Consider the following 25,924-nt stretch of genomic DNA (forward strand, 5'->3'; position numbering starts at 1 on the left):
TCGTCGCCGGGCTCAGCTGAGCGCCGCGCGCTCCTTGAGGGGCTCCCACCAGGCGCGGTTGTCGCGGTACCACTGCACGACGTCGGCCAGGCCCTGCTCGAACGGCACCTGCGGCTCGTAGCCGAGCTCGGCCTGGATCTTCGAGATGTCGACCGAGTAGCGCAGGTCGTGGCCGAGACGGTCCTGGACGCGGTCGACGTACGACCAGTCCTTGCCGGTCGCGTCGAGGAGCAGCTGGGTGAGCTCCTTGTTCGTGAGCTCGGTGCCGCCACCGATGTTGTAGATCTCGCCCGCGCGGCCCTTCGTCAGGACCATCGCGATGCCGCGGGTGTGGTCGTCGACGTGCAGCCAGTCGCGGATGTTGTCGCCCTCGCCGTAGAGCGGCACGTGCCGGTCGTCGATGAGGTTCGTGACGAAGAGCGGGATGACCTTCTCGGGGAAGTGGTACGGCCCGTAGTTGTTGGAGCAGCGCGTGATCGAGAGGTTCAGCCCGTGCGTGCGGTGGTAGCTGCGCGCGAGCAGGTCGCTGCCGGCCTTCGACGCCGAGTACGGCGAGTTCGGCTCGAGCGGGCGCCCTTCGTCCCACGAGCCCTCGCTGATCGACCCGTAGACCTCGTCGGTCGAGACGTGCACGAAACGCTCGGTGCCGTGGCGGAGTGCGGCGTCGAGCAGACGCTGGGTGCCGACGACGTTCGTCTCGACGAAGATGCCGGAGTCGCGGACCGAACGGTCGACGTGGGACTCGGCGGCGAAGTGCACGATGGCGTCGATGCCCGGGACGACCTCGTCGAGCTTGGCGGCGTCGGTGATGTCGCCCTGCACGAAGGTGTACCGCGGCGAGTCCGCCACCGACGCGAGGTTCTCGAGGTTGCCCGAGTAGGTGAGCGCGTCGTACACGACGACGTCGGCACCTTCGAGGCCGGGGTAGGCGTCCTGCAGCGTACGGCGGACGAAGTTCGAGCCGATGAAGCCGGCCCCTCCGGTGACGAGGATCTTCACGCGTTGTTCCTTCAGTGATCGGTGAGCGGTCGGTCGGCGGTGAGTCTACCGGGCGCCGTTGTCGTGGTCGGGGTCGTGGTCGGGTTGGTCGGCGCCGGGCACGTCCTGCGGGCCGGTGCCGACGGGGCGGGCAGCATCGGCGTCGTCCGCTCCGACCGCGGAGGCGGTCGACGCGCGCTGCGGTCCCCGTCGCCCGACCGCACCCCAGGCCAGCACGAGCGTCACGAGGCCGACCAGCGCGGTGGCGACGACGAGGGCCGCGAGCGGACGGACGCCGTACGGCAGCGAGCCGAAGAGCGTCTGACGTCCCGCGACCGAGATGCGGAAGACGAGCTCCTCGTAGGACCCCGAGTAGAGCAGCCCCAGCGCGGCGACCGCGACCAGCGGCGCCACGACGATCGCGGCGCGTGCCAGGCGGACCCGGACCACGTCGCGCTCGACGAGGGCACGCCACGCGCAGGCCTGGGCAACGAGCAACGCGGCCAGCGCCGGGAAGAGGAACCGGCCCTGGTTGACGGTGACGCCGAGGTGGCTGGCGTACGTGGCCCAGTCGCGGGCGAGCACGACGACGAGGGCCGTCACGGGGAAGGCCGCGGCGACCAGCACGGTGCGGCGGTCCACGGTGCGGCGGCTGAGCCCCCAGACCAGCGCCGCCAGGGCGATCACGGTGAAGGAGTCGACGAGCACGGCCGACAGCGGCCACTCGTACCGGCCGAGGAGGCCCCAGAACGAGTTGGACATGCCGTTCCAGAACGCGCCCGCGAACTGCGTCGGGGCGGGCGACTCGTGCGCGGGCCACGACCTCGACACGGCGGGGAACGGATCGGGCTGCGACGTGCCGGTCTGCACGGCCAGCGCGACGTACCACCACGCGGTGGTGACGGCAGGGACCGCGAGCACGACGAGCGCACGCAGCAGGCGGCCGAGTGGCCCGGACCCGTTCCGCGCCACGACCACGGCCAGGAGCGCGAACGGGACGGCGATCGCGCCGCCGGCCATCACCGCGGTCCCCACGGCCAGTGCGCCGCCGAGGGCGAGGACCGTCCACCAGGAGCGGTCCCCGGTGAGCACACGCACCGCGAGCCACGTGGCGAGCACGCCGGCGGTGATCACGGGCACCCACACCGACACCGACGAGCCGAGCTGCGCGACCTGTGGGACGGCCAGGAGGGTCGCGGCCGCGGCCACGGCGGTCCGGGGCGAACCGGTCGCCCGACGGACGCTCGCCCAGACGAGCGCCGGGACGGGGAGCATGACCGCGACGTCGACCAGGCGCATGCCGAGCACGACGATGTCCCAGCGGCGGCCGGCGAAGTCGAGCAGGTGGGCGACCACCGCCTGCACCAGGAACCAGGTCGGCGGGTGCTGCGACATCGGGTTGACGAGCGGGTTCTCCGAGCCGTCACCGACGATCGTCGCGAAGTCCGGACGGTCCGTGGCGGCGGGCAGGTGCACCGGGACGTTCTGGGCGAGCAGGCCCTGCAGGTAGTGCAGGTCACCGGCCGGCGGCCAGCCCTGCCCCATCGCGAGGTGGATCACCGCGTCGACGTTCGCGAGCTCGTCCGGGCCGTGGAGCGACGGGTTGACGTACGCCCAGAGGGCGAGGACGAGCCCGAAGACGACGGTCAGGCCGATGACCGTGGTGGCCTCGCGACGGCCCACGGGCGGTCGGTCGTGTCGACGATCGACGGCGGGGCGGGCGGCCACCGCGCGGGTCCGCGTTCGCGTGGTGCTCATGCGGTCGTCCCTCCACGGTGGACGGTCTCGGTCTCGGTCTCGGTTCCGGTCTCGGTCCCGGCGCCTGCGGTACCGAGCGGGTCGGTCCAGGACGGGTCGTCGACGGACGGCCGCAGCGTGGCGGCGACCACCACCGCGGCGGCGAGCACCACGGCCGCGACGAGCCACCCGACCACCATCGCGGGGACCGGCACCGGGGACGACGTGGCGAGCACGTCGAGTCCGGATGGCGTCACCCGGATCCGAGAGTGCTCGGCGATGCTGCCGTAGGTGAACAGCAGGCCGTAGACCGCCAACGCGGCGGACAGGGCCGAGACGACGACGGCGAACCGGCGACGGCCGCGGTCGGTCTGGACAGCACGGCGCCAGGCGATCGCGCTGAGGGTGATGAACGCGAGCAGCGCGGGGAAGTAGTACCGGCCCTGGGTCGCGCCGATGAACGTGGTGGCGCGGTAGCTTCCCCAGGCGTTCGCGGTCTGCAGCACGAAGATCGTCGCCGGCAGCACGGCGAGCGTGATCGCGACGCGGAGCCCCGGCGCGCGTCGGAAGCCCCAGACGAGCAGGGCACCGAGACCCAGGACCGTCGCGGTCTCGAAGACCACGGGGGAGAGGATCCACTGCGCCCGTCCGCCGAAGCTGCCCCAGAACGTCCGGGCGATCGTCGACCACGACACGTCGGCGAAGGCGGCCGGGTCGGGGCCGGTCCCGGTCGGGAAGGGCTTCGGCGGGCGGATGGCCGAGAAGCCGCTGGGCTGCAGCGTGTGGAAGACGAGGAGGTTGCGCACCCACCACCACGCGCCGACGGCGGCGGCGAGGGCGAGGACCCAGAGCGCCCGGACGGCGCGCGGCAGGACCCCGGCTCGACGCATCGGCGCGACGAGCACGGCGACCGCCACGAACGGGATCAGCGGGAGCGCGGTGCCCTTCCAGACGATCGCGACGCCGAGGGACAGGGCGAGGGCGAGCGCGGTGCGGACCCGGTCGTCGCCGGTCATCACCCGGACGGCCAGCCACACGGTGGTCGCCGCGAAGAGCACGACGGGCGCGTCGTTCGACGCCGAGGCACCGATCGAGGCGAGTTCGGGGACGGCGAGGACGGCGAACGCCCCGACCAGCGCGGCACGGGGCGACCGGGTCACCCGCCGGACGGTGGCCCAGGCGAGTGCCGGCAGCGGCAGGACGAACAGGGCACCGAGGAGCCGGACCGCGAGCAGCGCGACGTGCGGCCGGAGCGACTCGAAGTCGACCAGGTGGAGCACACCCGCTGCGACGAGGTAGTAGGTCGGCGGGTGCTGGGTCATCTGGTCGACGGTGTCCGACGACGAAGCCCCGGTCGAGCGCAGGAGCTCACCCATGGTCGGGGCGCTGTCGGGTCGGGGGCCGCTCGCCTGTTGGACCGCGTCGAGCACGCGGAGGTCGCCCGGGTCGGGCCAGCCGTCGCCGATCGCGACGTGCACGGCCGCGTCGAAGTGCGCACGCTCGTCGGGCGCCTGGAAGGTCGGGACGAGAGCCGCCCAGAGCACGAGCAGCAAGCCGAACGTCGCCGTCACCGCGGCGACGACGACCCACTCGCGACGTCGCACCGGAGGGGCGGGGTCAGTCACCGTACCGGGCGAGCTTCTGCAGGTCGAGCTGTTCCTCGGCGAGGGTCCGGTTCAGCCGCGTCAGGTCCGCGACGACGCCGATCGTCATCGCGAGCACCGCCGTGATGACGAGGACCAGCCCGAGCAGGAGCGACTGCAGGTGGTCGCCTCCCGAGTCCGTGTAGAGCAGCACCAGGTACCGGATGAACGGGATGAGCCCGCAGACGGCGAGCACGGCGCTGACCGAGGCGAACAGGGCCATCGGTCGGTACATCAGGTAGACGCGGGCGATCGCGGACCCGGACTCGAACATGTGCTGCCAGATGTTGCTGAACAGCCGCGACTCACGTGTCTTGGCGTTCGTCGTGATCGGCACGCTGGCGATCGCGATGCGCTTGTAGCCGGCCTGCACGATCGTCTCCATGCAGTAGCTGAACCGCGTGACGATGTTGAGCCGGATGAGCGAGTACTTCGAGTAGGCGCGGAACCCGCTCGCGGCATCGGGCAGGTCGAGGCCGGCTGCGCGGCTGGCGACCCAGGAGCCGAAGCGCTGCATGAGCTTCTTGAAGCCGGAGAAGTGCTCGATGGTTCGCGTCTGCCGGTCGCCGATGACGATCTCGGCACGCTTCTCGAGGATCGGCAGGACCAGGTCCGCGATCTGCGCCTGCGGGTACTGGTTGTCGCCGTCGGTGTTCACGACGATGTCCGCACCGTGCAGCAGCGCGTAGTCGACGCCGTCGCGGAACGAGCGCGCCAGGCCCATGTTCTGGGCGTGACGGACGAAGTGGGTCACGCCGTGGGCCTTCGCGACCTCGACGGTGCGGTCGGTCGAACCGTCGTCGATCACGAGGATCTCGATCTCGTCGATGCCGGGGATCGACCGGGGGATCGTCTCGAGGACTGCGGGGAGCGTCTGCTCCTCGTTGAGGCACGGGATCTGGATGAAGAGCTTCACTGCGTTCGGGCGTCTCGATCTGGTCGTTGGGCGCGCATGCTCGAGGTGATGGCGCGCGGGAGCGTTTCAGGCCGCGTTCACCATACGTGATGTCGTCCACCCACCGGAGGAGGGCACCGGTGTGCCCGCGCTCGCGAGTCCGTTCGAGGCGCCTTGTGGGAGGATCGCTCATCGTGCGCCGCCCGACCATGACCCTCCACTCCGGCATCGTCCTCGCAGCGGCCCTCTTCGCCGTCTTCGCCGCGATCGCGATCGGGTTCAGTGCCCCGCCGTTCAACTCGGGGGACGAGGCAGCGCACTTCGACTACGCGGTCTCCGTGTGGCACGGCCACCTGCCCGTGTTCCAGGACGGTCTCACCATCGACGCGCCGTTCGGGATCATCCCGCCGGTGCAGTGGGTCTCCCAGCACCCGCCGCTCTTCTACGCGATCCTCGCCCCGGTCGTCGGGCCGCTCTGGGACAGCGGCCAGCAGTACCACGCTGTGCTCGCAGGGCGTGTCGCGAACGCCGTGCTCGCCGGGCTGACCGTGCTCGCCGCCGGGTGGGCCGCACGCCGGGTGCTGCCGACCCGGCCCGGTGCCGCGAGCGTCGCCGCCGTCGTCGTCTCCCTGACGTCCATGTTCCTGCTGGTCGGTGGCGCCGTCTACAACGACCTGCCGAACGTCGCCTTCGGCGCGCTCGCCATCGGAGTCGCGGCCACGGCCCTCCGTCGCGGCCTCTCGACCCGCCTGGTCGTCCTCGCGGCCGTGGTGACCGCCGCCGGCATGCTCACCCGACTCACCTTCGCGGTGTTCGTCGTCGCCGTCCTCGTGGCCGTCGTCTGCGCCAGGGGTCGCGGCTGGTGGAACGGCCTGGTCGGCAAGCTCGTCGCGGTCGTCGTCGTCACCGCCGCTCCGGCCCTCGCCGCCGGGTGGTTCTTCCTCCGGAACGAGCGTCTGACCGGGAACATCGCGGGCAGCCAGCCGGAGTGGGCTGCGGCACACCTCCACCGCCGACAGCACGGCTTCGTCGAGACGGTGGCGGACCCGGGCTTCTGGACCGGCGTCTTCTCGGTCTTCCGCGGGCACTTCACGCTGGACGTGACATGGCCGTGGGTGCTCCTGGTCGGACCGCTCCTGCTCGCGGTCGTCGTCGCGGTGGTCCCGGCGCTCCGCCGGAACGGCCACGTCCGACCGAGGGCGCCCCGCCGGACGACCACCGACCGGACGACCACCGACCCGACGACCGCCACTGGACGCCGCCGGCGCCAGGACGCCACCGACCGGGTCGCCGACGTGCTCGTCGCCCTCATGCTCGTCGCGGTCGTCGTGCTCATCGTCTTCCTCCAGATCCGCTTCACCATGCAGGGCGGCGCAGCCCAGGCGCGGTACGGCCTGCCGGTCGTCCCGGTCCTCGCCGTCGTCATGGCGATCGGTCTCTCCGGGTTCGGCCGGGTGCTCTCGCCGTTGCTCGTCACGGTGTGGGTCGCCGCCGCCGGGTACGACTGGTTCACCATCGTCGACCTCACGGGCCCGGCGTTCCACGAGCCGGTGACGCTGACGGTCAGCCGGGTCGCCGTCGTGCTCGCGGTCGTGGCGCTCGCCGCGGTGCTCACGCTGGTCTGGACCGCGTCGCTCCGGCGCTCGGTGGTCGCCCCGGAGCCGCCCACGGCCGACGTCGCGGCCGTCACCGCGTGACAGGATGACGGCGTGACGTCCTTGCGCTCCCGGGTCGCCCGGTTCCTCACCCGACGCCCCGACCAGGACGTCGCACCGGCCTCCGGCCCGACGCCGGAACCGCCACTCGTCGGCTTCGTCGTGCACGGAGCCGGTGGTGTCCACCCCGCGTCCGCGCACATCCGCGTGACCGGCCGCATGTCGGCACTCGCCGCCTCCGGTGCAGCGCGCGTCGCGCAGGTCGAACCGGTCCGCTGGGCGGACGGCACGGACACCGCGCACCTCGACGTGCTGCTCGTCCAGCGCGACGCCTTCCCGCTCGCCTCGCTCGACGCCGCGATCGAGCGCGCTCGACGCGAGGGCACCCGGATCGTCGCCGAGGTGGACGACGACTTCTTCAGCCGGGAGGCCCGTGCCCGGCTCGTCCGCGCCGAGTACGACCCCGAGCGGCTCGCGTCCGTCGAGCGCGTGGTCGCGGCCGCCGACGCGGTGGTCACGTCGACCGAGCCGTTGCGCGCCGTGCTCGCCGCAGCGGGCACCACGGCTGTCGTGGTGCCGAACGCCGTCCAGCCCGGGCTGTGGGGCACCGGGCCGTCGCGTCCCGACCCCGTCGGCCCGCGCCGGGTCCTCTACATGGGGTCCGCCACGCACGGCGACGACCTCGCCCTGCTGCGGCCCGTGTTCGACGGGCTGGTCGACGACGACAGTCGCGTGGTCCGACTGGAGGTCGTCGGCGTGACCGACACCGACGCGGACTGGTTCGACCGGCTGGACCTGCCCGACGGTGCGACCCACTACCCCGAGTTCGTGGCGTTCCTGCGGGCGAACGCGCACCGCTGGTCCGCCGGTGTCGCGCCGCTCACCGACGACCCGTTCAACGACGCCAAGAGCGACCTCAAGTTCCTCGAGGTCAGCATGCTCGGCCTGCCGTTCGTCGCCTCGGACCGACCGTCGTACGCCGGCATCGACGAGCACGGCGGACTGCTCGCCGAGAACGACCCGGCCGCGTGGCAGCACGCGCTGCGCACAGCGTTCCGAGAGGCCGACGAGCGGGTGCAGCGCGCCCAGGCGTACGTCCGCGCAGAGCGACTGGTGACCGGCGACGGCGACTGGCGAGCAGCCCTCGGCCTCTGAGTGCGGGCCTCTTGCTAGGCTGCCCCGGTGCAGATCCGAGAACTGAAGATCCAAGGCGCGTGGGAGTTCACACCCGTCCAGCACGGTGACGCCCGGGGCGCGTTCCTCGAGGCCTACCGTGCGGACGTGCTCGAGGAGACCGTCGGCCACCCGCTCGACCTCCGTCAGGTGAACATGTCGATCTCGTCGCGCGGAGTCGCGCGGGGGATCCACTACGCCCTCGTCGCACCGAGCCAGGCGAAGTACGTCACGGCCGTCCGCGGTGCCTTCATCGACTACATCATCGACATCCGCGTCGGGTCGCCGACGTTCGGCCAGTGGGACTCCGTCCGCATCGACGACGTCGACCGCCGCGCCGTGTACCTGTCCGAGGGCCTCGGCCACGCCATCGTCGCGCTCGAGGACGCCTCGACGGTGAACTACCTGGTCAGCGCGCACTACGACCCCGAGCGCGAGAAGGGGATCAGCATCCTCGACCCGACCGTCGCGCTCGAGCTCCCCGACGGCATCGGCGAGCCGGTCCTGTCCGAGAAGGACACCAGCGCGCCGACCCTCGAGCAGGCCGCCGAGCAGGGGCTGCTGCCGACGTACGAGGAGTGCCTCGCCTACACCGAGTCCCTCCGCACCACGAAGAAGTAAGGACGCATCCCCATGAAGGGCATCATCCTGGCCGGCGGTTCCGGCACACGCCTCTGGCCGATCACCAAGGGCATCAGCAAGCAGCTCATGCCGATCTACGACAAGCCGATGGTGTACTACCCCCTGTCGACGCTGATGATGTCCGGCATCCGCGAGGTGCTGATCATCACGACCCCCGAGTACAACGACCAGTTCAAGGCGCTGCTCGGTGACGGCTCGACGCTCGGCATGGACATCCAGTACGCGGTGCAGCCGTCCCCGGACGGGCTCGCCCAGGCGTTCGTCATCGGTGAGGACTTCATCGGCGACGACAGCGTCGCCCTGGTGCTCGGCGACAACATCTTCCACGGCACCGGACTCGGCACGAACCTCCGCAAGAACACCGAGGTGCAGGGCGCGACGATCTTCGCGTACCACGTGGCGGACCCGAAGGCGTACGGCGTGGTGGAGTTCGACGACGACTTCACCGCGGTCTCCATCGAGGAGAAGCCTGCCGAGCCGAAGTCGAACTACGCCGTCCCCGGTCTGTACTTCTACGACAACAAGGTCATCGAGATCGCGAAGACGATCGAGCCGAGTGCCCGTGGTGAGCTCGAGATCTCGACCGTCAACGAGCGCTACCTGGAGGCCGGGGAACTCGGCGTGCAGGTCCTGGACCGCGGCACCGCGTGGCTCGACACCGGCACGTTCGAGTCGATGATGCAGGCGTCCGAGTACGTCAAGGTCATCGAGGACCGTCAGGGCTTCAAGATCGGCTGCATCGAGGAGATCGCCTGGCGGAACGGCTGGATCGACGACGCCCGGCTCGCCGACCTCGCCGCGCCGCTCGTCAAGGGCGGCTACGGCGTCTACCTGCAGAACCTGCTGCGCGGCTGACGGTGACCCGGTCCGGGTTGCGTCGGCTCCTCGGTCGTCCGGTCGGAGTCGACGCGCCGCTGCCGACGGACGCACCGACCCCGTCGGCTCCGGAGGCGGACGGTCCGGCCGAGCCGCGCCTCCCGGTCGACACCTCGCTGGTCACCGAGCCGCCACGGCCCGGTGACCACGGGGTCGACGTCGTGGTCACCGTCGCAGAGACGGCGTTCCGCGACGGTGCACACCGGGCGGTCGTCCGGGCCGCCCGGGACGCCGGTGCCGCGACCGTCGTCGTCAGCGTGTACGACGTCCACGCGGGCCCGACGAGCGTGTACCCAGCCGTCGTCGCCGGGGAGGACCACGTCGTCGCCCGTGCGACCGTCGCCGCCACCTGGGGTGGTGCCGTGGCCGCGGCCCGGCCACTCCTCACGAGCGCCCGGGTGGTCGTGCAGGACGCGTCGGTCACGATGCCCCTCGAGGCCTACGCGACACTGACGGCAGCACTCGACCGCGCGCCGGTGGCCGTGGGTGTGGTCCGGACCGGTGACGACCTCGTCGCCAGCGCCGGAGCGGTCCTGGTCCGGGGCACGGCACCGGTGGCCGCCCTGCTCCGCGGGCACCCGGCCGAGGACGCCGACCTGCTCGACGGTGCCGAGGTCTTCGCGGCCGACGAACCGTGCTTCGCGGTGCGCACCGCGGACCTGGCGCTGCCGGTCCGCACGGTCGACACCCGGACCGCCGTCGCACGACTCACGCGCGACAGTGCGGACGCCGGCAGCGGCCCGTGCCTGGTCGTCGCACTCGGCCGTGTGTACCGCACACGCGTCCTCCGCGAGCGTCGGTACGACACCGACGCCGCCACGGCCCTCGCCCACTGGTGGACGCGGGTGGACGGCACCGCGATCACCGCGCTGGAACGCGCCGGACTCGTCCCGGGCCTCCCGGCCGCCGACCCCGCGGGAGCCCCGGTCGCCCTCCGCGAACCGGTCGTCCGTGCCGAGCGGGGTGCGGAGCGGGTCACGCTGCGGGACCGAGGAGAACGGTTGCGCTGGTCGATCCGGATCGCCGCCCACCCCGGCCCCGGCGGGGATGACTGGGGCGACACGTTCTTCGCCCGTGACCTGGCGACGGCGCTCCGGTCGCTCGGGCAGGAGGTCGTCGTCGACCACCGCGAGTCGCACGTCCGCCCGCTGTCCGAGCACCTGGACGACGTCGCCCTGACGCTCCGCGGACTCGACGACACCCCCGTACACCCGTCGGCGATGAACGTGCTCTGGGTCATCTCGCACCCCGACCTCGTCACGGCGGACGAACTGGCCCGCTACGACCTGCGGTTCGCCGCCGGGCCGGTGTGGGCGGCCCGCGTGGCGGCGGACACGGGTCTCGACGTCGCCCCGCTCCTGCAGGCCACGGACCCCGCCCGCTTCCACCCGGGGCCAGGGGCGCCCGAGTACGCCGGGCTCGACACCGCGTTCGTCGGCAAGACCCGGCAGGTCTTCCGGCCGGTCGTGCGGGACGCCGTCGCCGCCGGCCTCGACCTCGCCGTCTGGGGCGAGGGGTGGGAGGGCCTGCTGCCGGACGGCGTGCACCGCGGGGTGTTCGTCGCGAACGAGGCACTGCCGTCGCTCTACCGCAGCGCTCGCGTGGTGCTCAACGACCACTGGGACGACATGGCCCGCGACGGGTTCGTGTCCAACCGGCTGTTCGACGCAGCGGCCACGGGGGCCCTCGTCCTCACCGATCCGGTGCCGGGCGTGGACGAGCTGTTCCACGGTGCCGTGCGGACGTACCGTGACGCAGACGAGCTCCGCGAGTTGGTCCACCAGGGGGAGACCTCGTCGGCTGCGGAACGTGCCGAGCGGGGCACCCGCGTCGGTGCCGAGCACTCCTTCGTCCGGCGGGCCGAGGTGCTGCTCGACGCGGTGCGACGGCAGCGGGCGGGCGGCTAGCTCCGATGCCGAGCGCCCCGGCGCCTGCCGGCCTGCTGGCTAGCCCCGGCGGAGCCGTCGGGCCACGTCACCCGCGCGGTCCGCGATCCGCACGACACGGCGTGCGCGCATCGCCGCGAGTTCCGCATCTCGTGCCCTGACCTCGCGGAGCGCCGCCTGCGCACGGTCGCGCTCGAACTGCACGGTGGCACGGAGCGTGTCCGCGGTCGCCTCGCCGGCCCGGACGCTGTCCTCGAGGGACTCGATCCTCCGGTCACGGGTGACGATCGCGTGACCGACCTGCTGCAGCCGACGGAGTCGGTCCTCGGGGACGACCGGGTCGGGGGTCCCGTCCAGGCTGGTCGACCCGGCGCGACGGAGCACCTCCGCGATGCCGTCGTCCCGCGTGAAAGGACCCGCGGCCGCTTCGTCGTCGGTGACGAAGCGGAGCGCGAACGTCGACTCGAGCACACCCTCCCGCAGACGGCGGAGGTCCCGCATGCCGTGGTGACGCGGGCTCGGGGTGAGGTCGGGGTTCGCCTCGTAGGCGCGCCCGCTGACGTCGACGCGGTGCTCGTACTGGGTCCAGGACCGCCAGGGCAGGTGCAGGACCTCGAGCTCGAGTCCGGCGGGCACCGGGGCGCCGTTCGCGACGCTGACCTGGTGGTTGCCCTGCACGACCGTCACGTCGGGGTCACCGACGTGCACGGCGTTGGTGCTCGGCGGGCCGATCAGCCCGATCGCCTGGAGTTCCGTGACCGATCGGTCGTCACGCCAGTGCAGGCGCTCGATGCCACCACCGGACTCGGCGAGCATCCCGGTCATGTTGACGACCGGGACGGTGAACGCGCCGACCACCGGGTCCAGGCGCTCGAACACCTCACCCACCGTCAGGGAGCGGTCGACCGGCAGGATGAACTCGTCGGCGTCGGCGTTGACGACCCAGTCGGCGTGGTGGCTGCGCGCGGCGTCGCGGGCCATCCCGGTGACGACGGTGCCCTGCTGCTTCCGGTGCACCGGGTCGTGGCGCAGGTCGACCGTGACGTCCGTCCGTGCGGCGAAGGCGGTGAGGAGGTCGGTGGTCCCGTCGACCGACCCGTTGTCGGTGATGACGAAGACGTCGAACCCCTGGGCCACGTGGTGGTCGAGCCAGGCGGGGATGACGTCCGCTTCGTCGCGGACCATCAGGGTGACGGCGAGGGTCATGGGAAGGCTTTCCGGGTTCGGGTTCAGGGCGCCGGGGGAGGCGGTCGGATCGGCCGACGATACCGTGTCAGCGGGTGTTCGTGGCGTGGGCGCGCACGGCCAGGGCAGCCCGCAGCACGACTCGGAGCGGCCACAGCCACCACGCCGGGTACTTCCGTGCCAGGAACCGGTACGCGCTCTCGTGGTGGGCACGGCGCATCCGCTCCGAGGACCCCTGCGTCGCGGTGCCGCCGATGTGGGTGGCGGTCGCTGCGGGTTCGTAGACGTTCCGGAGGCCCAGACGTCCGATGCGCCAGCCGAGGTCGACGTCCTCGAAGTACATGAAGTACCCCTCGTCGAAGCCGCCGAGTCGGTCGAGGACGTCGCGCCGCACCAGGACACACGCCCCGGACAGCCAGCCGGCGTCACGACGGCCGTCGTGTTCGCCGTCCTGGCGGTACCGCCGGGTCCAGGGGTTGCCGGGCCAGACGTTCGCGAAGACCGCGTGCCCGAGGCCGGTCCGGAGGGACGGGACGAGCCGGGCGGACGGGTACACCTCGCCGGTGGGTTCGAGCAGCCGCGGACCGGCCGCGCCGATGCCCGGGTCGGCCTCCGCGGTCGCGAGGAGCCGGTCGAGTGCCCCCGGCTCGAGGACGACGTCCGGGTTGGACACGAGGACCCAGCGGATCTCCGGGCCGAGCGTGGCGACCGCGCGGTTCACCGCGCCGCCGTACCCACGGTTCTCACCGACTGCCAGGAACCGGGCACCCGCGGCCTCGGTCACGGCGCGGAGCGCGTCCGCGTCGGTCGAGTCGTTGTCGGCCACGACCACCGGGACGGCTCCGGCGCTCGCTGCCGGCACGGAGGCGAGGAACGCCGGAAGGACGTCGCCGGAGTTGTACGAGACGGTGACGATGGCGGCACGCGGACCGGACCCAGCGGGAGTGGCGTCGGGTGTGGCGTCGCCGACGGTGCCGTCAGCGGCGGCGGTCACCGGTACACCCCGAGGTGTGCCCGCGCGCAGGCAGCCCACGAGAAGCCGTCGGCCCGCTGACGTGCGCGGGCGACGCGGTCGGCGCGGTCGGCCTGGTCACCGTCGAGCAGAGCGGCCAGCGCAGCGCGGATGGGCTCGGCGTCGGGCTCGGTGTACGTGACGGTGTCGCCGCCGACCTCCGGGATCGCCAGGCGGTCGGTGGTCAGGACGTCGGCGCCGGAGGCCATCGCCTCGAGCACCGGCAGGCCGAAGCCCTCGGCGATGCTCGGGTAGGCCACGATGCGCGACCCGCCGAGCAGCGCCCGCAACTCGTCGACGGGCAGGTACCCGAGGTAGCGCAGCGGGGCTCCCGGACGGTCACCCGCCGCCGTCAGCTCGCGTTCGGCGGCCTCGTCCCAGCCGAGCCCGCCGGCGACGAGCAACGCGGGGACGTCCGGCCGCTCGGCGCCGAGTGCCCGGTGCGCCGCGATGAGGTCCGGCACGCGCTTGCGCGGTTCGACGGTGCCGAGGAAGGCGATCCACTCGGCGTCCGCCGCGAGCTCGTGCGCCGCCCGGAACGCGGCGAGGTCGGCGTCCGTCGGCGGGTGGAACAGCGCACGGTCGACACCGAGGTGCGCGACGACGGTCGTGCGACGCGGCCGGCCGGCGATCCCGTCCAGTTCGCTGACGGTCGCGGCGCTCGGCGCGACGGTCGCGCGGGCGAAGCGCCGTGCCAGACGCGTCCACGCGCGGAAGAACCGCACCTTGAGCGCCGAGTGCGCGGCGGGGTCGCTGAAGAAGGTCGCGTCGTGCAGGGTGACGACGGTCCGGGAGGCCCGGATCACCGGGAACGTGTAGTGCGGGCTGTGCAGGACGGCGGCCCCCACACGCCGGGCGAGGGCGACCAGGCCGGTCTGCTCCCACACGAGGCGCAGCGGTCGGGAGGCCGTCCAGCTCGGAGCCGCGTGGTACCGGTGACCCGGGGCGAGCCCACGGAGCCATGCGACGTCGTCCGGCTTCGCCACGACGTCGACGTGCTCGTCGAGTTCGTCGAGCCCGGCGAGGAGCCCGGAGATGTACCGTGCCACGCCGCCTCGGTTCGGCGGGACCGACGTGGCGTCGACCAGCACCGGGAGTACGCCCAACGTCAGCCCTTGACCTGGCGCTCGGTGGTCTTCGTCCAGGCGATCCCCGACTGGGTGTCCTCGTCGACGACGACGAAGCGGGCGGCCTCGCGCTCGATGACGATGTGCTCGCCGTTCGGCTTGGCCAGGAACACGTGCACGAAGTACTGCCCGCCGCCGAGCCGCAGGTCGCTGAGGTGCCACTCGACGGTGGCCGAACCCCGGAGCGGGTCGTGCCGTACCTGGGTCTGTCGGCTGTCGATGCCGAAGGCGGGGTGGCCGAGGTGGTTCTCGATCTTGATGCCGGCCCGCCACTCGGGCAGGACGTCGGCGTGCGAGAACGTCGCGCGGATGACGAGGTCGTCTCCGTGGCGGTGCTCGGCGCCGGGGGCGCGACCGGGGATCTCGAGCTCGACGTGCTCGACCTTGCCGGGGTTCGCGTCCTCTTCCGGGTTCGCGGCCTCGGCCTCGGCGACGCGGCGTCCCTCGAGGATCTCGCGGAAGTTCTTCACGGCCAGGCGGGCCGATCCCTGGAACTTGACCTCGCCGTGGTGCAGCACGACGGCGGAGTCGCAGAGTTCCTGGACCTGGCCGAGGGAGTGCGACACGAGGATGATCGTGCGCCCCTGCTCCTGGAACTCGCGGATCTTGTCGAGGCACTTCTTCTGGAACTGCTCGTCACCGACGGCCAGGACCTCGTCGACGAGCAGGACGTCCGGGTCGGTGTTGATCGCGACCGCGAAGGCGAGTCGCACGTACATGCCGGATGAGTAGAACTTCACCTGCGTGTCGATGAAGTCGCCGATGCCGGAGAACTGCAGGATGTCGGCGAAGCGGGCTTCGGTCTCCTCCTGCGTCTGGCCCAGGATCGCGGCGTTGAGGTACACGTTCTCGCGACCGGTCAGGTCGGGGTGGAAGCCGGCCCCGAGCTCGATGAGCGCGGCCAGGCGACCGCGACGCTCGACGGACCCGGTGGTCGGTTCGAGGATGCCGCCGATGGTCTTCAGCAGCGTCGACTTGCCGGAGCCGTTCGGGCCGAGCAGACCGATCGTCGTACCGGCGGGGATGTCGAGGCTGATGTCCTTGAGCGCCCAGAAGTCCTCGCTGTGCCGACGTCCGGCGCGGCCCAGGGTGACGACGCGCTCCTTGAGCGAGTTGTCCTTGCGGATCGTGAAGCGCTTCGAGACGTTCTTCACGGTGACGACCGCGGGGGCGTCCGAGAACGGGGAGCGGGTCTCCTGCGTGGCGTTGTCGAGGGTCATCGGGTCAGATCTCCTGGGCGAAGTTGCCCTGCAGCTTGGCGAACACCCGCTGGCACAGCACCAGCGCGATGAGGCCGACGACGCCGGCGATGACCAGGCGGAGGAGCAGGTGCGAGGGGTACTCCGAGTCGGGGCCGGCGGTCCAGAAGGCCCGGTGGAACCCGAGGACGGCGAGGGTGATCGGGTTGGCGGTGTACAGCGTGAGCAGCCACTGCGGCGCCGCGTTCGCGACCTGCTGCCAGCTGTAGACGATGGGTGAGGCCCACATCAGCAGCAGCACCAGGACCTCGACGAGGTACTGCATGTCGCGGAGGTACACGTTGGCGGCGGCGAGGAGCAGCGCCAGGGCCGTCGCCCAGATCAGGATCACCAGCGTCGACGGGAAGAAGTAGAGCAGGTCGGGCCGGATCCAGGCGAACCCGCTCTGCAGGAGCGTCGCGACGAGGAGCACGACCAGCTGCACGCCGAAGTTGAACAGCGCCGCCCCGACGCTCGCCAGCGGGTAGATCTCGCGCGGCAGGTAGATCTTCTTGATCAGCCCGCCGTTCGAGACGATCGACGCCGTGCCCGCGGCCACGATCTCGCTGAACAGCCCGTAGAGGGTCAGTCCGGCGAAGACGTAGACGGCGAACTCGGGGATGTTGCGGGACGCGCCGAGGATCTTGCCGAGCACGAAGTAGTAGATCGCGAGCTGCACGAGCGGACGGATCAGCGTCCACGCGAACCCGAGCGCACTGTCCTTGTAGCGGGACTTCAGGTCACGGCGGATCAACAGGTCGAGCAGCTGCCGGTGGGCGAAGACCTCGCGGATCGACCCGATGACGGCGGTGGCCGGCCGACCGGCCGGGATCATCCGCTCCTGACGGAGCCGATCGAACCGCTCGGTGACGATGTTGCTCAAGGTGTTTCCTCACATTCGACGCGGGCGACGGACAACTGTACATCGGCGACCGGGAGCGGCCGCCGGACGTCAGCGTCCGTTCTTGCTCTCCCGCATGATGCGCACACGGTTCTGGACCTTGTCCCGGAGCCCCGAGACGCCGTTCTCGCGGAGGTACCAGGTGGCCAGGCGCACGTCCCGGGAGATGCCGTGACGGCTGTTCGCGATCTGGTGGAACTGGAGCTCGCGCTGCCGGGCCGGGCTCAGCTGCACACGGGGGCGTCCGGCCGCGGCGAGCGACCCGGCCGGGACCGCCGCTTCATGCGCGCGGTCGGCGGCGACGTGCGGGTCCTTGCAGAACTCGATGAGGGGGGAGAGGGCCTGCTCCCACGTGAAGTCGGAGCGGACGCGGGTCACCGCGTCGCGGGCGGCCTGCGCGGCCTCGGGGTCGTACAGCATCGACTCGAGGGCGGCGGCGAGTCCGTCGACGTCGCGCTCCTCGACCGCGACGCCCATGCCCTCGGCGGCCACCAGGTCACCGAAACTGTCGCCGTCGGTGGTGACGATCGGCAGGTTCGCCCACATGTAGTCGAGGATGCGGGTACGGAACGAGAACGTCGTCTCGATGTGCGCGAAGTGCGTGCTGACGCCGGCGTCGGCTTCGAGCAGGTAGTTCTGGCGGTCGTCGAGGGCGACCCACTGCTCGTTGAAGAACACGTGCTTGCCGGTGAGCCCGAGCTGGTCGCTGAGGCGACGGGTCTCAGACACGATCGCCATCTCCGGCACGTCCGGGTTCGGGTGTGCGACGCCGAGGAAGAACAGTCGGATGTCGTCGTGCGTCTCGGCGACCTTGGCGATCGCACGGACCAGCGACGGGGTGTCGAACCAGTTGTAGATGCCGCCACCCCAGATGACGACCTTGTCGTCCTCGCCGATGCCGGGCGTCACCCCGCGGATCGCCTTGCGCTCGTGCACCGGCGGGGTGGAGTCCATGCCGAACGGTGCGATGGCGATGAGCTTCTTCAGGTTGTCGTCGGCCAGGTAGTTGTCCGGGTTGATGCGACCGACCGCGGCGAGCTGTCCGAGCCAGAACAGCCGCTGCCGCTCGGAGGCGCACAGGAAGAAGTCGCCGCGTTCGAGCTGCCGGTTGATCACCTCGGTGGTCGAGGTCACCTGGTTCCGCCAGCCGACGTCACCGTTGTCGCGGGCCTGCTCGAGCTGCTCGAGGTGCATCGGGTCGTAGAGGTCGACGACCATGATCTTGTTCGAGTTCTGCAGGGTCTGGAAGTGGTGCAGCGCGTAGCCCTGGAAGAAGATGACGTCGGCCCACTCCTCGTGCTCCCGCATGGCGCGCTCGTGCTGGAGCGGGACGCGGGACACCTCGAAGCGGTCGGTCTTGCGGTTCGCGACGTTCCAGGTCACGAGTCGGACGTCGTTGTGTTCGCTGAGGGCCTCGGCGATCTTCCACGCCCGCATGCCCGGGCCGGCCATCTTCTCGCCGAGGGCGTCGCCCGTGATCACCAGCACGCGGGTGCGGTGCATCGGCTGCTCGACGTCGAAGGCCTCGATGATGGCCTGGTAGCCCTCGAGGAAGTAGCCGTCCTCGAACAGCGGCTTGAAGGCGTCACCGAACAGGCGGAAGACCTCTTTGTCGGTCTTGACACGCTGGCCCTGGATGCGGCGGCGCTCCTCCGACAGGCGGGGGAGGTCCGACACGAACTGGTCGAGCGCGTACAGCCCGGCCACCGCCTCCTTCGACATCGGCGTCGTCGGGTCGAACTCGTCCGGGGCACCGGTGAAGCGGCGGATGTCGAACTCCTCCGAGTCGCGACCGCTCTTCGCCACCGCGCGGCGGGCGAGCAGCGCGAGGGCTGCGGGTAGGAAGACGCCGAGGTTCTCGTCGGAGAGGTTCTTGTACAGCAGGTGCAGGGCGTTCCGCTCGAGCAGGTACATCTCGCGGTGGTCGCCGAACGACTTCATCGAGCCGTGGTGCTTGTGGTAGACCACCGAGCGCGGCGCGAACCGGACCCGGTAGCCGAGCAGGTTGAGGCGCCATCCCAGGTCGACGTCGTCGTAGAACATGAACAGGCCCTCGTCGAACCCGCCGACCTCGAGGAAGACGTCGCGGCGGACGAAGAGCGCCGAGCCGGTGCCGAACAGCAGGTCCTGCGGCTCGTCGAACCGGCCGTCGTCGAGCTCGGCGATGTGGTTCTTGTAGCCCATGCCGAACCAGCTGAGGCCGGACTCGACGAAGTCGATGGTCTTGCCCTCCCAGTCGAGGACCTTGCTGGCGACGGCGGCGACACGGGGGCTCGGTGCGAACCCTGCGATGCCCTCCTTGACCCAGTTGACGTCGGGCTTGGCGTCGTTGTTGAGGAAGGCGACGACGTCACCGCTCGCCTCGCGGGCACCGAGGTTGCTGCCGCCCGTGAAGCCGAGGTTCTCGGCGGACACGATGATCTTCACGTTCTGCTGCGCACCGAGCGCGGCCCGGAGCCGCTGTTCGCTGTCGTCACCGGACCCGTTCTCGACGACGACGATCTCGAGGCGGTCGGCCGGCCAGTCGACCTCGCTCAGGCGGGCGATGCACTCGAGAGTGTCGTCCGTCCCCCGGAAGTTGATGACGACGACGGACACGCGGGGCGCGGAGGTGGACACGGAACGACTCCATACGTCAGCTGGCGAGGGTGCCTGCGGAAGGCGGGTACGACTATACCGACGCGGTCTCCGGACACCTGTGACCTGGGAGACTGACGCGGTGGACGTCTCCGTGGTCATCATCGACTGGCACCAGCCCGAGCTCACCCGCCGCGCGATCGCCTCCGTGTTGTCCCAGCGGGTCGACGCCTCGGTCGAGGTGGTGCTCGTCGTCAACGAGGCGGACGACGCCACGGTGGCCGCCTACCGCGCTGACCACCCAGCGGTCGTCGTCGTCCCCGACCCGACCAACGCCGGGTTCGCCGGGGGTGTGGTCCGGGGGATCGCGGCGTCCTCGGGTGAAGTCATCGTGCTGCTGAACAACGACGCGGTCGCCGACCACGGGTTCCTCGACCGTGGCCTGGCGGTCCTCGCCGCGGGTGGACCGCGGGTCGCGGCCGTCGCCGCGACGGTCGTCCTCGAGGGCCGGTTCGCCCCCGTCGCAGCCGGTGACCGGCGGTCTGCCGACGACCTGGTGGCGCCGGACGGCCGACGCTGGCGGCGTGCAGAAGTGGGGCAGACCCTCGTCAACGGCACCGGTGTGGTGCTCGACCGGTCCGGCAACGGACGCGACCGCGACTGGCTCCGGCCGCTGGACGACGGGCCGGAGTCCGCGCCGCTCTTCGGCTTCTCCGGCGGAGCGGCGTTCCTCCGTCGCGGCCCCCTCGAGGAGGTCGGCGGGTTCGACCCGACCCTCTTCATGTACTACGAGGACCTCGACGTCGCGTGGCGCCTCCGGCTCGCCGGGTACGAGGTCCGGCACGCCCCCGACGCGGTCGTCGTGCACCGCCACGCCGCCAGCTCGGGGAGCGACTCTCCACTCGTCCGGTCGCAGAGCATGCGGAACCGTCTGGCCGTGGTCCTGCGGAACGCCTCGGCCGGGTTCGCCCTGCGGGTCGTCCTCCGGACGGTGGGGCGCCTGGTCCGCGACGTGCTCCGTCCGGGCTCGGCACAGCTCACGCCGGCCGCGTGGTGGCGCCTCTGCCGGGAGGCCCCTGCCGTCCTCCGCCACGCTCGTCACGCCCGGCGTCGTGACGGTGTCGGCGCGGCGGTCCGTCGGCGGGTCGAGGCGGCGCTCGAGTCGATCGGCTGAAGCACTCGACTGAAGCGACGCTCAGGCGTCCTGGGAGGGCGGGACCGCGGTGCACGGCGGGCGGGGCGGTGGCGCGCCGGCCTCCCGTTCGGGGGGACGGACTGGGGGCTGTGTGATCACTGTGATCCAGGTAGCCTGATGTGACCCGTGTGCACCGGTCGTTCGTCAGGGGTCGACCGATTGCGCAGAGCGCATCGCGCACGCCACAGAACCCCGTCGACGCCAACGGAAGGCCCAACGACGTGAAGAAGGTCGTCGCCATCATCGCGAGCGTGCTCGCGGTCGCGAGTGTGCTGGTCGGTTTCCAGCTGTCCGGTCCCAACGCCTCACAGGAGCCCGCGTCCGCGGTGACGGGCTCGTCGTTCTCGGCGGGCAACATCATCTCGGACGCCAACTTCTACGACGGCGGAGCGATGACCGCCGCGCAGATCCAGTCGTTCCTCAACACGCAGGTCGGCACCTGCGCGTCGAGTTCGTGCCTCAACGTGGGCAAGTTCAGCATGAACTCCCGCGGCAGCGACCCGATGTGCCGCGCCGTGACCGGTGGGTCGAACCTGACGGCCGCGGTGATGATCTCCCGCGTGGCGGCGGCCTGCTCGATCAGCCCGAAGGTCATCCTCGTGACGCTCCAGAAGGAGCAGACGCTGGTCAGCGGTGCCACCGCGCGGAACCCCTCCGCCGCTCGGCTCGAACGCGCCATGGGCTACGCCTGCCCCGACAACGTCGGTGGCCACTGCGATCCCGCGTACGCCGGCGTCGGCAACCAGGTCTACTGGTCCGCCTGGCAGTGGAAGCGCTACGGCAACCCCGCGGGCACGAGCAACTACTTCACCTGGTTCAACCCGGGCGGCGTGCGGCAGATCCAGTACAACGTCCCGACCTCCTGCGGCACCAAGTCGGTCTCGGTCCAGAACAAGGCGACCGCCGCGCTGTACTACTACACGCCGTACACGCCGAACACGGCGGCACTGAACAACCTCTACGGCACCGGTGACTCGTGCTCGGCCTACGGCAACCGCAACTTCTGGCGCATGTACACGGACTGGTTCGGTTCCCCGACCGCGTCCGCGAAGCCGATCGGCCGACTCGACTCGGTCCAGGACGCCGGTGACGCCGTCGCCGTGCGCGGCTGGGCCATCGACCCGACGACGACCGCCGCCACCCGCGTGCACGTCTTCGTCGACTCCTCCGGAGCGGGCTACACCGCGAACGCCAGCCGACCCGACGTGGGCAAGGCCTACCCGGGGTCCGGCAACTCCCACGGGTACGACCTGACGATCGCGGCCACCCCGGGCAAGCACCAGGTCTGCGCCTCCGCGATCAGCGTCGACGGGACGAAGAACCAGAGCCTCGGCTGCAAGTCGGTCACCGTGACCAAGGCTTCGCCGGACGGTCGGGTCGACTCCGTCAAGACCGTCGTCGGCGGCGTCGCGGTCCGCGGGTGGACCTACGACCCGAACCAGCCGAAGACCGCGCTCTCCGTCAAGGTCTCGGTCGGCGGCAAGGTGACGACGATCCCGGCGAACCGCACGCGTGCCGACGTCGGCAAGGCCTACCCGGCGGCCGGAGCGGTGCACGGGTACGAGGCGACGGTCCCCGCCGTCAGCGGCAACGCGAAGGTCTGCGTCACCGCGGTGAACGTCGGCGCCGGGCACGACGTCCAGCTCGGCACCTGCACCACGGTGCGGGCCGTCGCCTCGGCGCCGGACGGCCGTGTGGACCAGGTCGCCCCCGTGTCCGGAGGCGTCTCGGTCCGAGGATGGGCGATCGACGGCGACACCGCGAAGCCGATCAACGTCGACGTCTACGTCGACGGCGTCGGCAAGCGCTTCCCCGCGGACGTCGCGCGCTCGGACATCGGCGCGGCCTACCCGGCGTTCGGCGCAGCCCACGGCTACCAGGCGACCGTGGCGGCGAAGCCGGGACCGCACCAGGTCTGCGTCTACGCGATCAACACGGGTGCCGGCTCCGCCAACACGACGCTCGGCTGCCGGACCGTGCAGGTCGCCAGCCCGCCGGTCGGACGTCTCGACTCCGTCACCCCCAGCGCGGGCGCCGTGACGGTGAACGGCTGGGCGTACGACCCCGACACCGGTGCCGCTCCGATCGCGCTCCGGGTCACCGTCGGCAAGGCCACCACCGCTGCGAAGACGGGCACCGCGCGTCCTGACGTCCAGAAGGTGTACCCGGCAGCCGGTGGGAAGGCGGGGTACGTCGCGAAGGTCGCAGCGCCGACGGGCGTCTCACAGGTCTGCGTCACCGCGGTCGACCCCGGCGGTGCGTCCGACACGGCGCTCGGGTGCAAGTCGGTGACGGTGCAGTAGCTGCGGATCTCCTACAGTGGCGGGGATGCCTACCGAACCTGGGACCGCTGTGCGGTCGTCCCGACGTGAACGACTGTCCATCACCGCGATCGTCCTGGCGTTCGTCGCGGTCCTCGTGCTCTGGGCGTCCCTCCAGCCGCTGTTCGGGTCGCCGGACGAGATCGCGCACTGGGATGCCGCCGTGCAGCTCGCGATGGGTCAGGGGTGGCCCGACCCGACGCACCTGAAGCTGCTCTCTGCCACCCGCGCCGGCCAGGCCGAGGGGCTCGGCTTCCTGCAGGTCGACCGGCCGACGCTCGAGGCGCTCCTGGCCTCGGCGCCGGGCAACGGCGCGACGAACCAGATGACCCAGCACCCGCCGACCTGGTACGCCATGGCCGCCGGTGTGCTGCACCTCATCGGGTACATGCACCTCCGCTGGGACCTCGACCTCTACGCGATGCGGCTCATGAACGTCGCCATCCTCGGCACGCTGCCGCTCGTCGTCTGGGCCGCCGTCCGGCGCGTGACCCGCTCACCCCGGACGGCACTCGTCGCCGCGGCGTCGCTGTTCCTCATCCCGCAGGTCGGGTTCATCGGGACGTCCGCCACGAACGACACCCCGGTGATCATCCTCGGCGCGGTGGTCGTCTGGCTGGTCTGCCGGATCGTGACGGGGGACCGCGGCTGGGTCACCCTCGTGGCGCTCGCGGTCGCGGCCTCCGCAGCCGTGTCGTTCAAGGCGACGGCGCTGCCCCTCGTGCCGTTCGCCGTGGTGGCGGTCGTGATCGCCGGGCAGGGGCGCAGCCGGTGGCTCCGCGGAGCCGTCGTGCTCGTCGTGCCGGTGCTGGCCACCTCGTGGTGGTGGGTGCGCAACGTGTTGGTCTTCCACACCCTGCAGCCCGCCGGCCTGCCGCAGTCCATCCGCACCGAGCAGTTCGCTCCGGGGGAGGGCCCCGACGTCGGTGGTTTCGTGAACACCGAGTGGAACCGGGTGACGAACTCGTTCTGGGGGCAGTACGGCCTGTTGCAGTACCCCTCCAGCCCGATCGTCATCGCCGCCCTCAGCGTCGTCGCCATCGGGGTCGTGCTGGTCTGGGGCTTCCGGAGCGGCGCTCGCCGGACGGCCTGGCTGCTCGCCCTCCTGCCCCTCTTCACGCTCGCCGCCGGGCTGCAGAACAACTGGTCGACCTACCTCCGGACGACGACGATCGGCGGCATCCAGGGCCGTTACTACTTCGTCCTCGTCGGCGTCCTCACGGTGCTCAGCGCGATCGCCTGGCGCCGTTTCGTCCGGGACGAGGACGACCGCCGCCGACTCGGTCGGACCGTCGTCGTGGTGGCGGCGCTCATGACGGTCTACGGCTGGTCGGTCGCCTACCGTGGCTACTACGAGGGCTTCCACCTCAAGGTGACGACGCTCGGGCTCCGGCTGCTGGCCGGACAGACCCCGCTCGGCCCCGTCGGGTTCGGGCTGGTCGCGGTGGTCGCACTCTTCCTGCTGGCCGTGGCCGTGGCCGTGACGCTCGCGGCACTCCGGTCGCCGGAGGCACGCACCACGCTCGACGGATCTGACGTCCGGGGGCACGGGGACGGGCACGGGATCCGCGGCCGCTCTCGGACCGTCGAGGACGCCGAGCCGACGGACGCGACCTCCGGGACGGGGCCGGCCACGGCCTCCCGGCCGGTCACCGGCGACGGCACCGCGCAGGGGTGGACGACCGCTCTGTGGTCCTGAGCCGCGCCGACACGCGGTACCCTGCGGATTCGCTCACCCGGGTACCCGTCCGGCATCATGTCCGGATGAACCCCGTCGCCGCTGGCCCGTTCGGCGAGCCCGTGACGGTGACCACACTGACGGCCGCCCGAGGCGCGTGCTCCCACGATCGTCGCACGGACCATGCCGGGGCTACGCTGCCGGTCCTGGTCGGTGCGATCGCGGCCGGGGTGGCCTGGGTCCGGCTGTCGGCCGCCGTGTGGGACGTGCTCCAGGACGAGGACGCGGCGCTGTTGACCTGACCCCAGACTGCTCGACCATCCGGAGCGACGCCTTCCCGGCAGGGGACGCCGACGCGCCCGTGCCCGTACGACACCGCAGAGAGAACCATGGCTGACCTCCAGATCCCACGCACCCTCGTCATCGTCCCCACCTACAACGAGGCCGAGAACGTCGCCGACATCCTCGACCGGGTGCTCGGTGTCGTCCCCGAGGCGCACGTGCTCGTCGTGGACGACGGCAGCCCGGACGGCACCGGTGACCTCGTGGCGGGCCGCGCGGCCGACGACGACCGGGTGTACCTGCTCCGACGGTCGGGCAAGCTCGGCCTCGGGACGGCCTACGTCGCCGGGTTCCGGTGGGGACTCGAGCGCGGGTACGAGCTGCTGGTCGAGATGGACGCCGACGGGTCCCACCCCGCGGACCGCCTGCCCGCGCTCATCGCGGCGGTCGCCGACGCGGACCCGGCCGACGACGTCATGCTGGCCATCGGGTCCCGCTGGACGACCGGCGGGTCGGTGGTCGACTGGCCGAAGCACCGCGAGCTGCTGAGCCGCGGCGGGAACGCCTACGCCCGGATCATGCTCCGGCTCGACGTGCACGACATCACCGCCGGCTTCCGTGTGTACCGCGCGGACGTGATCGCCCGGATGGCACTCGAGGAGATCGACTCGAAGGGCTACTGCTTCCAGGTCGACATGACGCTGCGCGTGCACGACCTCGGCGGCTCGATCGTCGAGGTCCCGATCCGGTTCCGCGACCGCGTCCACGGGGTGTCGAAGATGAGCCAGGCCATCGTCGTCGAGGCGATGCTCCGCACCACCCAGTGGGGCCTCCAGCGCCGGTTCCGCCCGCGGGTGCGACGCGCCTGACGAAGACCTGCCGCGCTGCTCGACCGCCCCGCGCGCTCCCGGCCGCCCGCGATC

General features: G+C 71.5%; 20 protein-coding genes. 10 read left to right on the forward strand and 10 right to left on the reverse strand.

The genetic code is table 11. The features are described from left to right. Positions 1-12 precede the first annotated feature (12 nt). From rfbB to DEJ31_RS10635, 4 genes are read right to left on the reverse strand one after another with little or no spacing between them, the layout of a single operon-like run. Positions 13-999, reverse strand: a complete 987-nt coding sequence (rfbB, locus tag DEJ31_RS10620) for a dTDP-glucose 4,6-dehydratase (protein WP_111121816.1) — start codon at positions 997-999, stop codon at positions 13-15. A gap of 45 nt (positions 1,000-1,044) precedes the next feature. Then, positions 1,045-2,736 carry a glycosyltransferase family 39 protein gene (locus DEJ31_RS10625; protein ID WP_111121817.1) on the reverse strand — a complete coding sequence of 564 codons (1,692 nt, stop codon included), beginning with the start codon at positions 2,734-2,736 and terminating at the stop codon, positions 1,045-1,047. Next, positions 2,733-4,340, reverse strand: a complete 1,608-nt coding sequence (locus DEJ31_RS10630) for a glycosyltransferase family 39 protein (protein ID WP_111121818.1) — start codon at positions 4,338-4,340, stop codon at positions 2,733-2,735. The genes DEJ31_RS10625 and DEJ31_RS10630 overlap by 4 nt, the downstream gene beginning before the upstream one ends. Then, complete coding sequence (locus DEJ31_RS10635; RefSeq protein ID WP_110902738.1) at positions 4,333-5,274, reverse strand: glycosyltransferase family 2 protein; 942 nt, start codon at positions 5,272-5,274, stop codon at positions 4,333-4,335. The genes DEJ31_RS10630 and DEJ31_RS10635 overlap by 8 nt, the downstream gene beginning before the upstream one ends. Before the next feature lie 173 nt (positions 5,275-5,447). Between DEJ31_RS10635 and DEJ31_RS10640 the strand changes: the two genes are divergently transcribed. Genes DEJ31_RS10640 through DEJ31_RS10660 form a run of 5 tightly spaced genes read left to right on the forward strand, consistent with a single transcriptional unit; the run spans position 5,448 to position 11,506 of the window. After that, entirely contained in the window at positions 5,448-6,950 is a 1,503-nt protein-coding gene (locus DEJ31_RS10640; protein WP_181433505.1) for a glycosyltransferase family 39 protein, read from the forward strand. 12 nt (positions 6,951-6,962) lie between these two features. Next, entirely contained in the window at positions 6,963-8,063 is a 1,101-nt protein-coding gene (locus DEJ31_RS10645; protein ID WP_111121820.1) for a glycosyltransferase, read from the forward strand. A 27-nt stretch (positions 8,064-8,090) separates the two neighbouring features. After that, the gene (locus DEJ31_RS10650) at positions 8,091-8,702 is read left to right on the forward strand and encodes a dTDP-4-dehydrorhamnose 3,5-epimerase family protein (RefSeq protein ID WP_111044311.1); all 612 of its coding nucleotides are present in this window, start codon (positions 8,091-8,093) and stop codon (positions 8,700-8,702) included. A 12-nt stretch (positions 8,703-8,714) separates the two neighbouring features. Next, positions 8,715-9,578: a glucose-1-phosphate thymidylyltransferase RfbA gene (gene rfbA, locus DEJ31_RS10655; protein ID WP_111044310.1), complete on the forward strand. Its 864-nt coding sequence runs from the start codon at positions 8,715-8,717 to the stop codon at positions 9,576-9,578. Between the two features lie 17 nt (positions 9,579-9,595). Continuing rightward, positions 9,596-11,506, forward strand: coding sequence for a glycosyltransferase (locus DEJ31_RS10660; protein ID WP_146243138.1), 1,911 nt, complete (start codon positions 9,596-9,598; stop codon positions 11,504-11,506). A gap of 39 nt (positions 11,507-11,545) precedes the next feature. Here the strand turns inward: DEJ31_RS10660 and DEJ31_RS10665 are convergent, their stop codons facing one another. The 6 genes from DEJ31_RS10665 to DEJ31_RS10690 form a co-directional block, all read right to left on the reverse strand. Next, a complete protein-coding gene (locus DEJ31_RS10665) occupies positions 11,546-12,691 on the reverse strand; it encodes a glycosyltransferase family 2 protein (RefSeq protein WP_110902744.1) in 1,146 nt (381 codons plus the stop codon). Between the two features lie 67 nt (positions 12,692-12,758). After that, on the reverse strand, positions 12,759-13,664 hold the full coding sequence (locus tag DEJ31_RS10670) for a glycosyltransferase family 2 protein (RefSeq protein WP_181433506.1): 906 nt from the start codon (positions 13,662-13,664) through the stop codon (positions 12,759-12,761). Then, entirely contained in the window at positions 13,661-14,731 is a 1,071-nt protein-coding gene (locus DEJ31_RS10675) for a glycosyltransferase family 1 protein (RefSeq protein ID WP_220034857.1), read from the reverse strand. The genes DEJ31_RS10670 and DEJ31_RS10675 overlap by 4 nt, the downstream gene beginning before the upstream one ends. Before the next feature lie 59 nt (positions 14,732-14,790). Next, positions 14,791-16,029, reverse strand: a complete 1,239-nt coding sequence (locus tag DEJ31_RS10680) for an ABC transporter ATP-binding protein (protein ID WP_111079194.1) — start codon at positions 16,027-16,029, stop codon at positions 14,791-14,793. 4 nt (positions 16,030-16,033) lie between these two features. Beyond that, positions 16,034-16,930 (reverse strand): ABC transporter permease, encoded by an 897-nt coding sequence (locus tag DEJ31_RS10685; protein ID WP_258366266.1) that lies wholly within the window; start codon positions 16,928-16,930, stop codon positions 16,034-16,036. A 69-nt stretch (positions 16,931-16,999) separates the two neighbouring features. Then, on the reverse strand, positions 17,000-19,567 hold the full coding sequence (locus DEJ31_RS10690; RefSeq protein ID WP_220033187.1) for a glycosyltransferase: 2,568 nt from the start codon (positions 19,565-19,567) through the stop codon (positions 17,000-17,002). A 100-nt stretch (positions 19,568-19,667) separates the two neighbouring features. Between DEJ31_RS10690 and DEJ31_RS17425 the strand changes: the two genes are divergently transcribed. The 5 genes from DEJ31_RS17425 (at position 19,668) to DEJ31_RS10715 (ending at position 25,870) form a co-directional block, all read left to right on the forward strand. Next, positions 19,668-20,699, forward strand: coding sequence for a glycosyltransferase family 2 protein (locus tag DEJ31_RS17425; protein WP_220034858.1), 1,032 nt, complete (start codon positions 19,668-19,670; stop codon positions 20,697-20,699). Positions 20,700-20,941: 242 nt separating this feature from the next. After that, on the forward strand, positions 20,942-23,023 hold the full coding sequence (locus DEJ31_RS10700) for a hypothetical protein (protein WP_111121823.1): 2,082 nt from the start codon (positions 20,942-20,944) through the stop codon (positions 23,021-23,023). Between the two features lie 25 nt (positions 23,024-23,048). Then, entirely contained in the window at positions 23,049-24,740 is a 1,692-nt protein-coding gene (locus DEJ31_RS10705; protein WP_111121824.1) for a DUF2142 domain-containing protein, read from the forward strand. A gap of 65 nt (positions 24,741-24,805) precedes the next feature. Then, a complete protein-coding gene (locus DEJ31_RS10710) occupies positions 24,806-25,021 on the forward strand; it encodes a hypothetical protein (RefSeq protein WP_146243140.1) in 216 nt (71 codons plus the stop codon). Positions 25,022-25,108: 87 nt separating this feature from the next. Next, positions 25,109-25,870, forward strand: a complete 762-nt coding sequence (locus DEJ31_RS10715) for a polyprenol monophosphomannose synthase (protein WP_111044306.1) — start codon at positions 25,109-25,111, stop codon at positions 25,868-25,870. Positions 25,871-25,924: the final 54 nt, after the last annotated feature.

This window comes from Curtobacterium sp. MCPF17_031 (genome assembly GCF_003234035.1).
Classification (GTDB): Bacteria; Actinomycetota; Actinomycetes; order Actinomycetales; family Microbacteriaceae; genus Curtobacterium.

Excerpts from the sequence above, each read along its gene's own strand:
- DEJ31_RS10625 (WP_111121817.1), bottom strand. The coding sequence starts at position 2,736 with ATGAGCACCACGCGAACGCGGACCCGCGCGGTGGCCGCCCGCCCCGCC.
- rfbA (WP_111044310.1), top strand. The coding sequence starts at position 8,715 with ATGAAGGGCATCATCCTGGCCGGCGGTTCCGGCACACGCCTCTGGCCG.
- DEJ31_RS10665 (WP_110902744.1), bottom strand. The coding sequence starts at position 12,691 with ATGACCCTCGCCGTCACCCTGATGGTCCGCGACGAAGCGGACGTCATC.
- DEJ31_RS10680 (WP_111079194.1), bottom strand. The coding sequence starts at position 16,029 with ATGACCCTCGACAACGCCACGCAGGAGACCCGCTCCCCGTTCTCGGAC.
- DEJ31_RS10705 (WP_111121824.1), top strand. The coding sequence starts at position 23,049 with ATGCCTACCGAACCTGGGACCGCTGTGCGGTCGTCCCGACGTGAACGA.
- DEJ31_RS10710 (WP_146243140.1), top strand. The coding sequence starts at position 24,806 with ATGAACCCCGTCGCCGCTGGCCCGTTCGGCGAGCCCGTGACGGTGACC.
- DEJ31_RS10715 (WP_111044306.1), top strand. The coding sequence starts at position 25,109 with ATGGCTGACCTCCAGATCCCACGCACCCTCGTCATCGTCCCCACCTAC.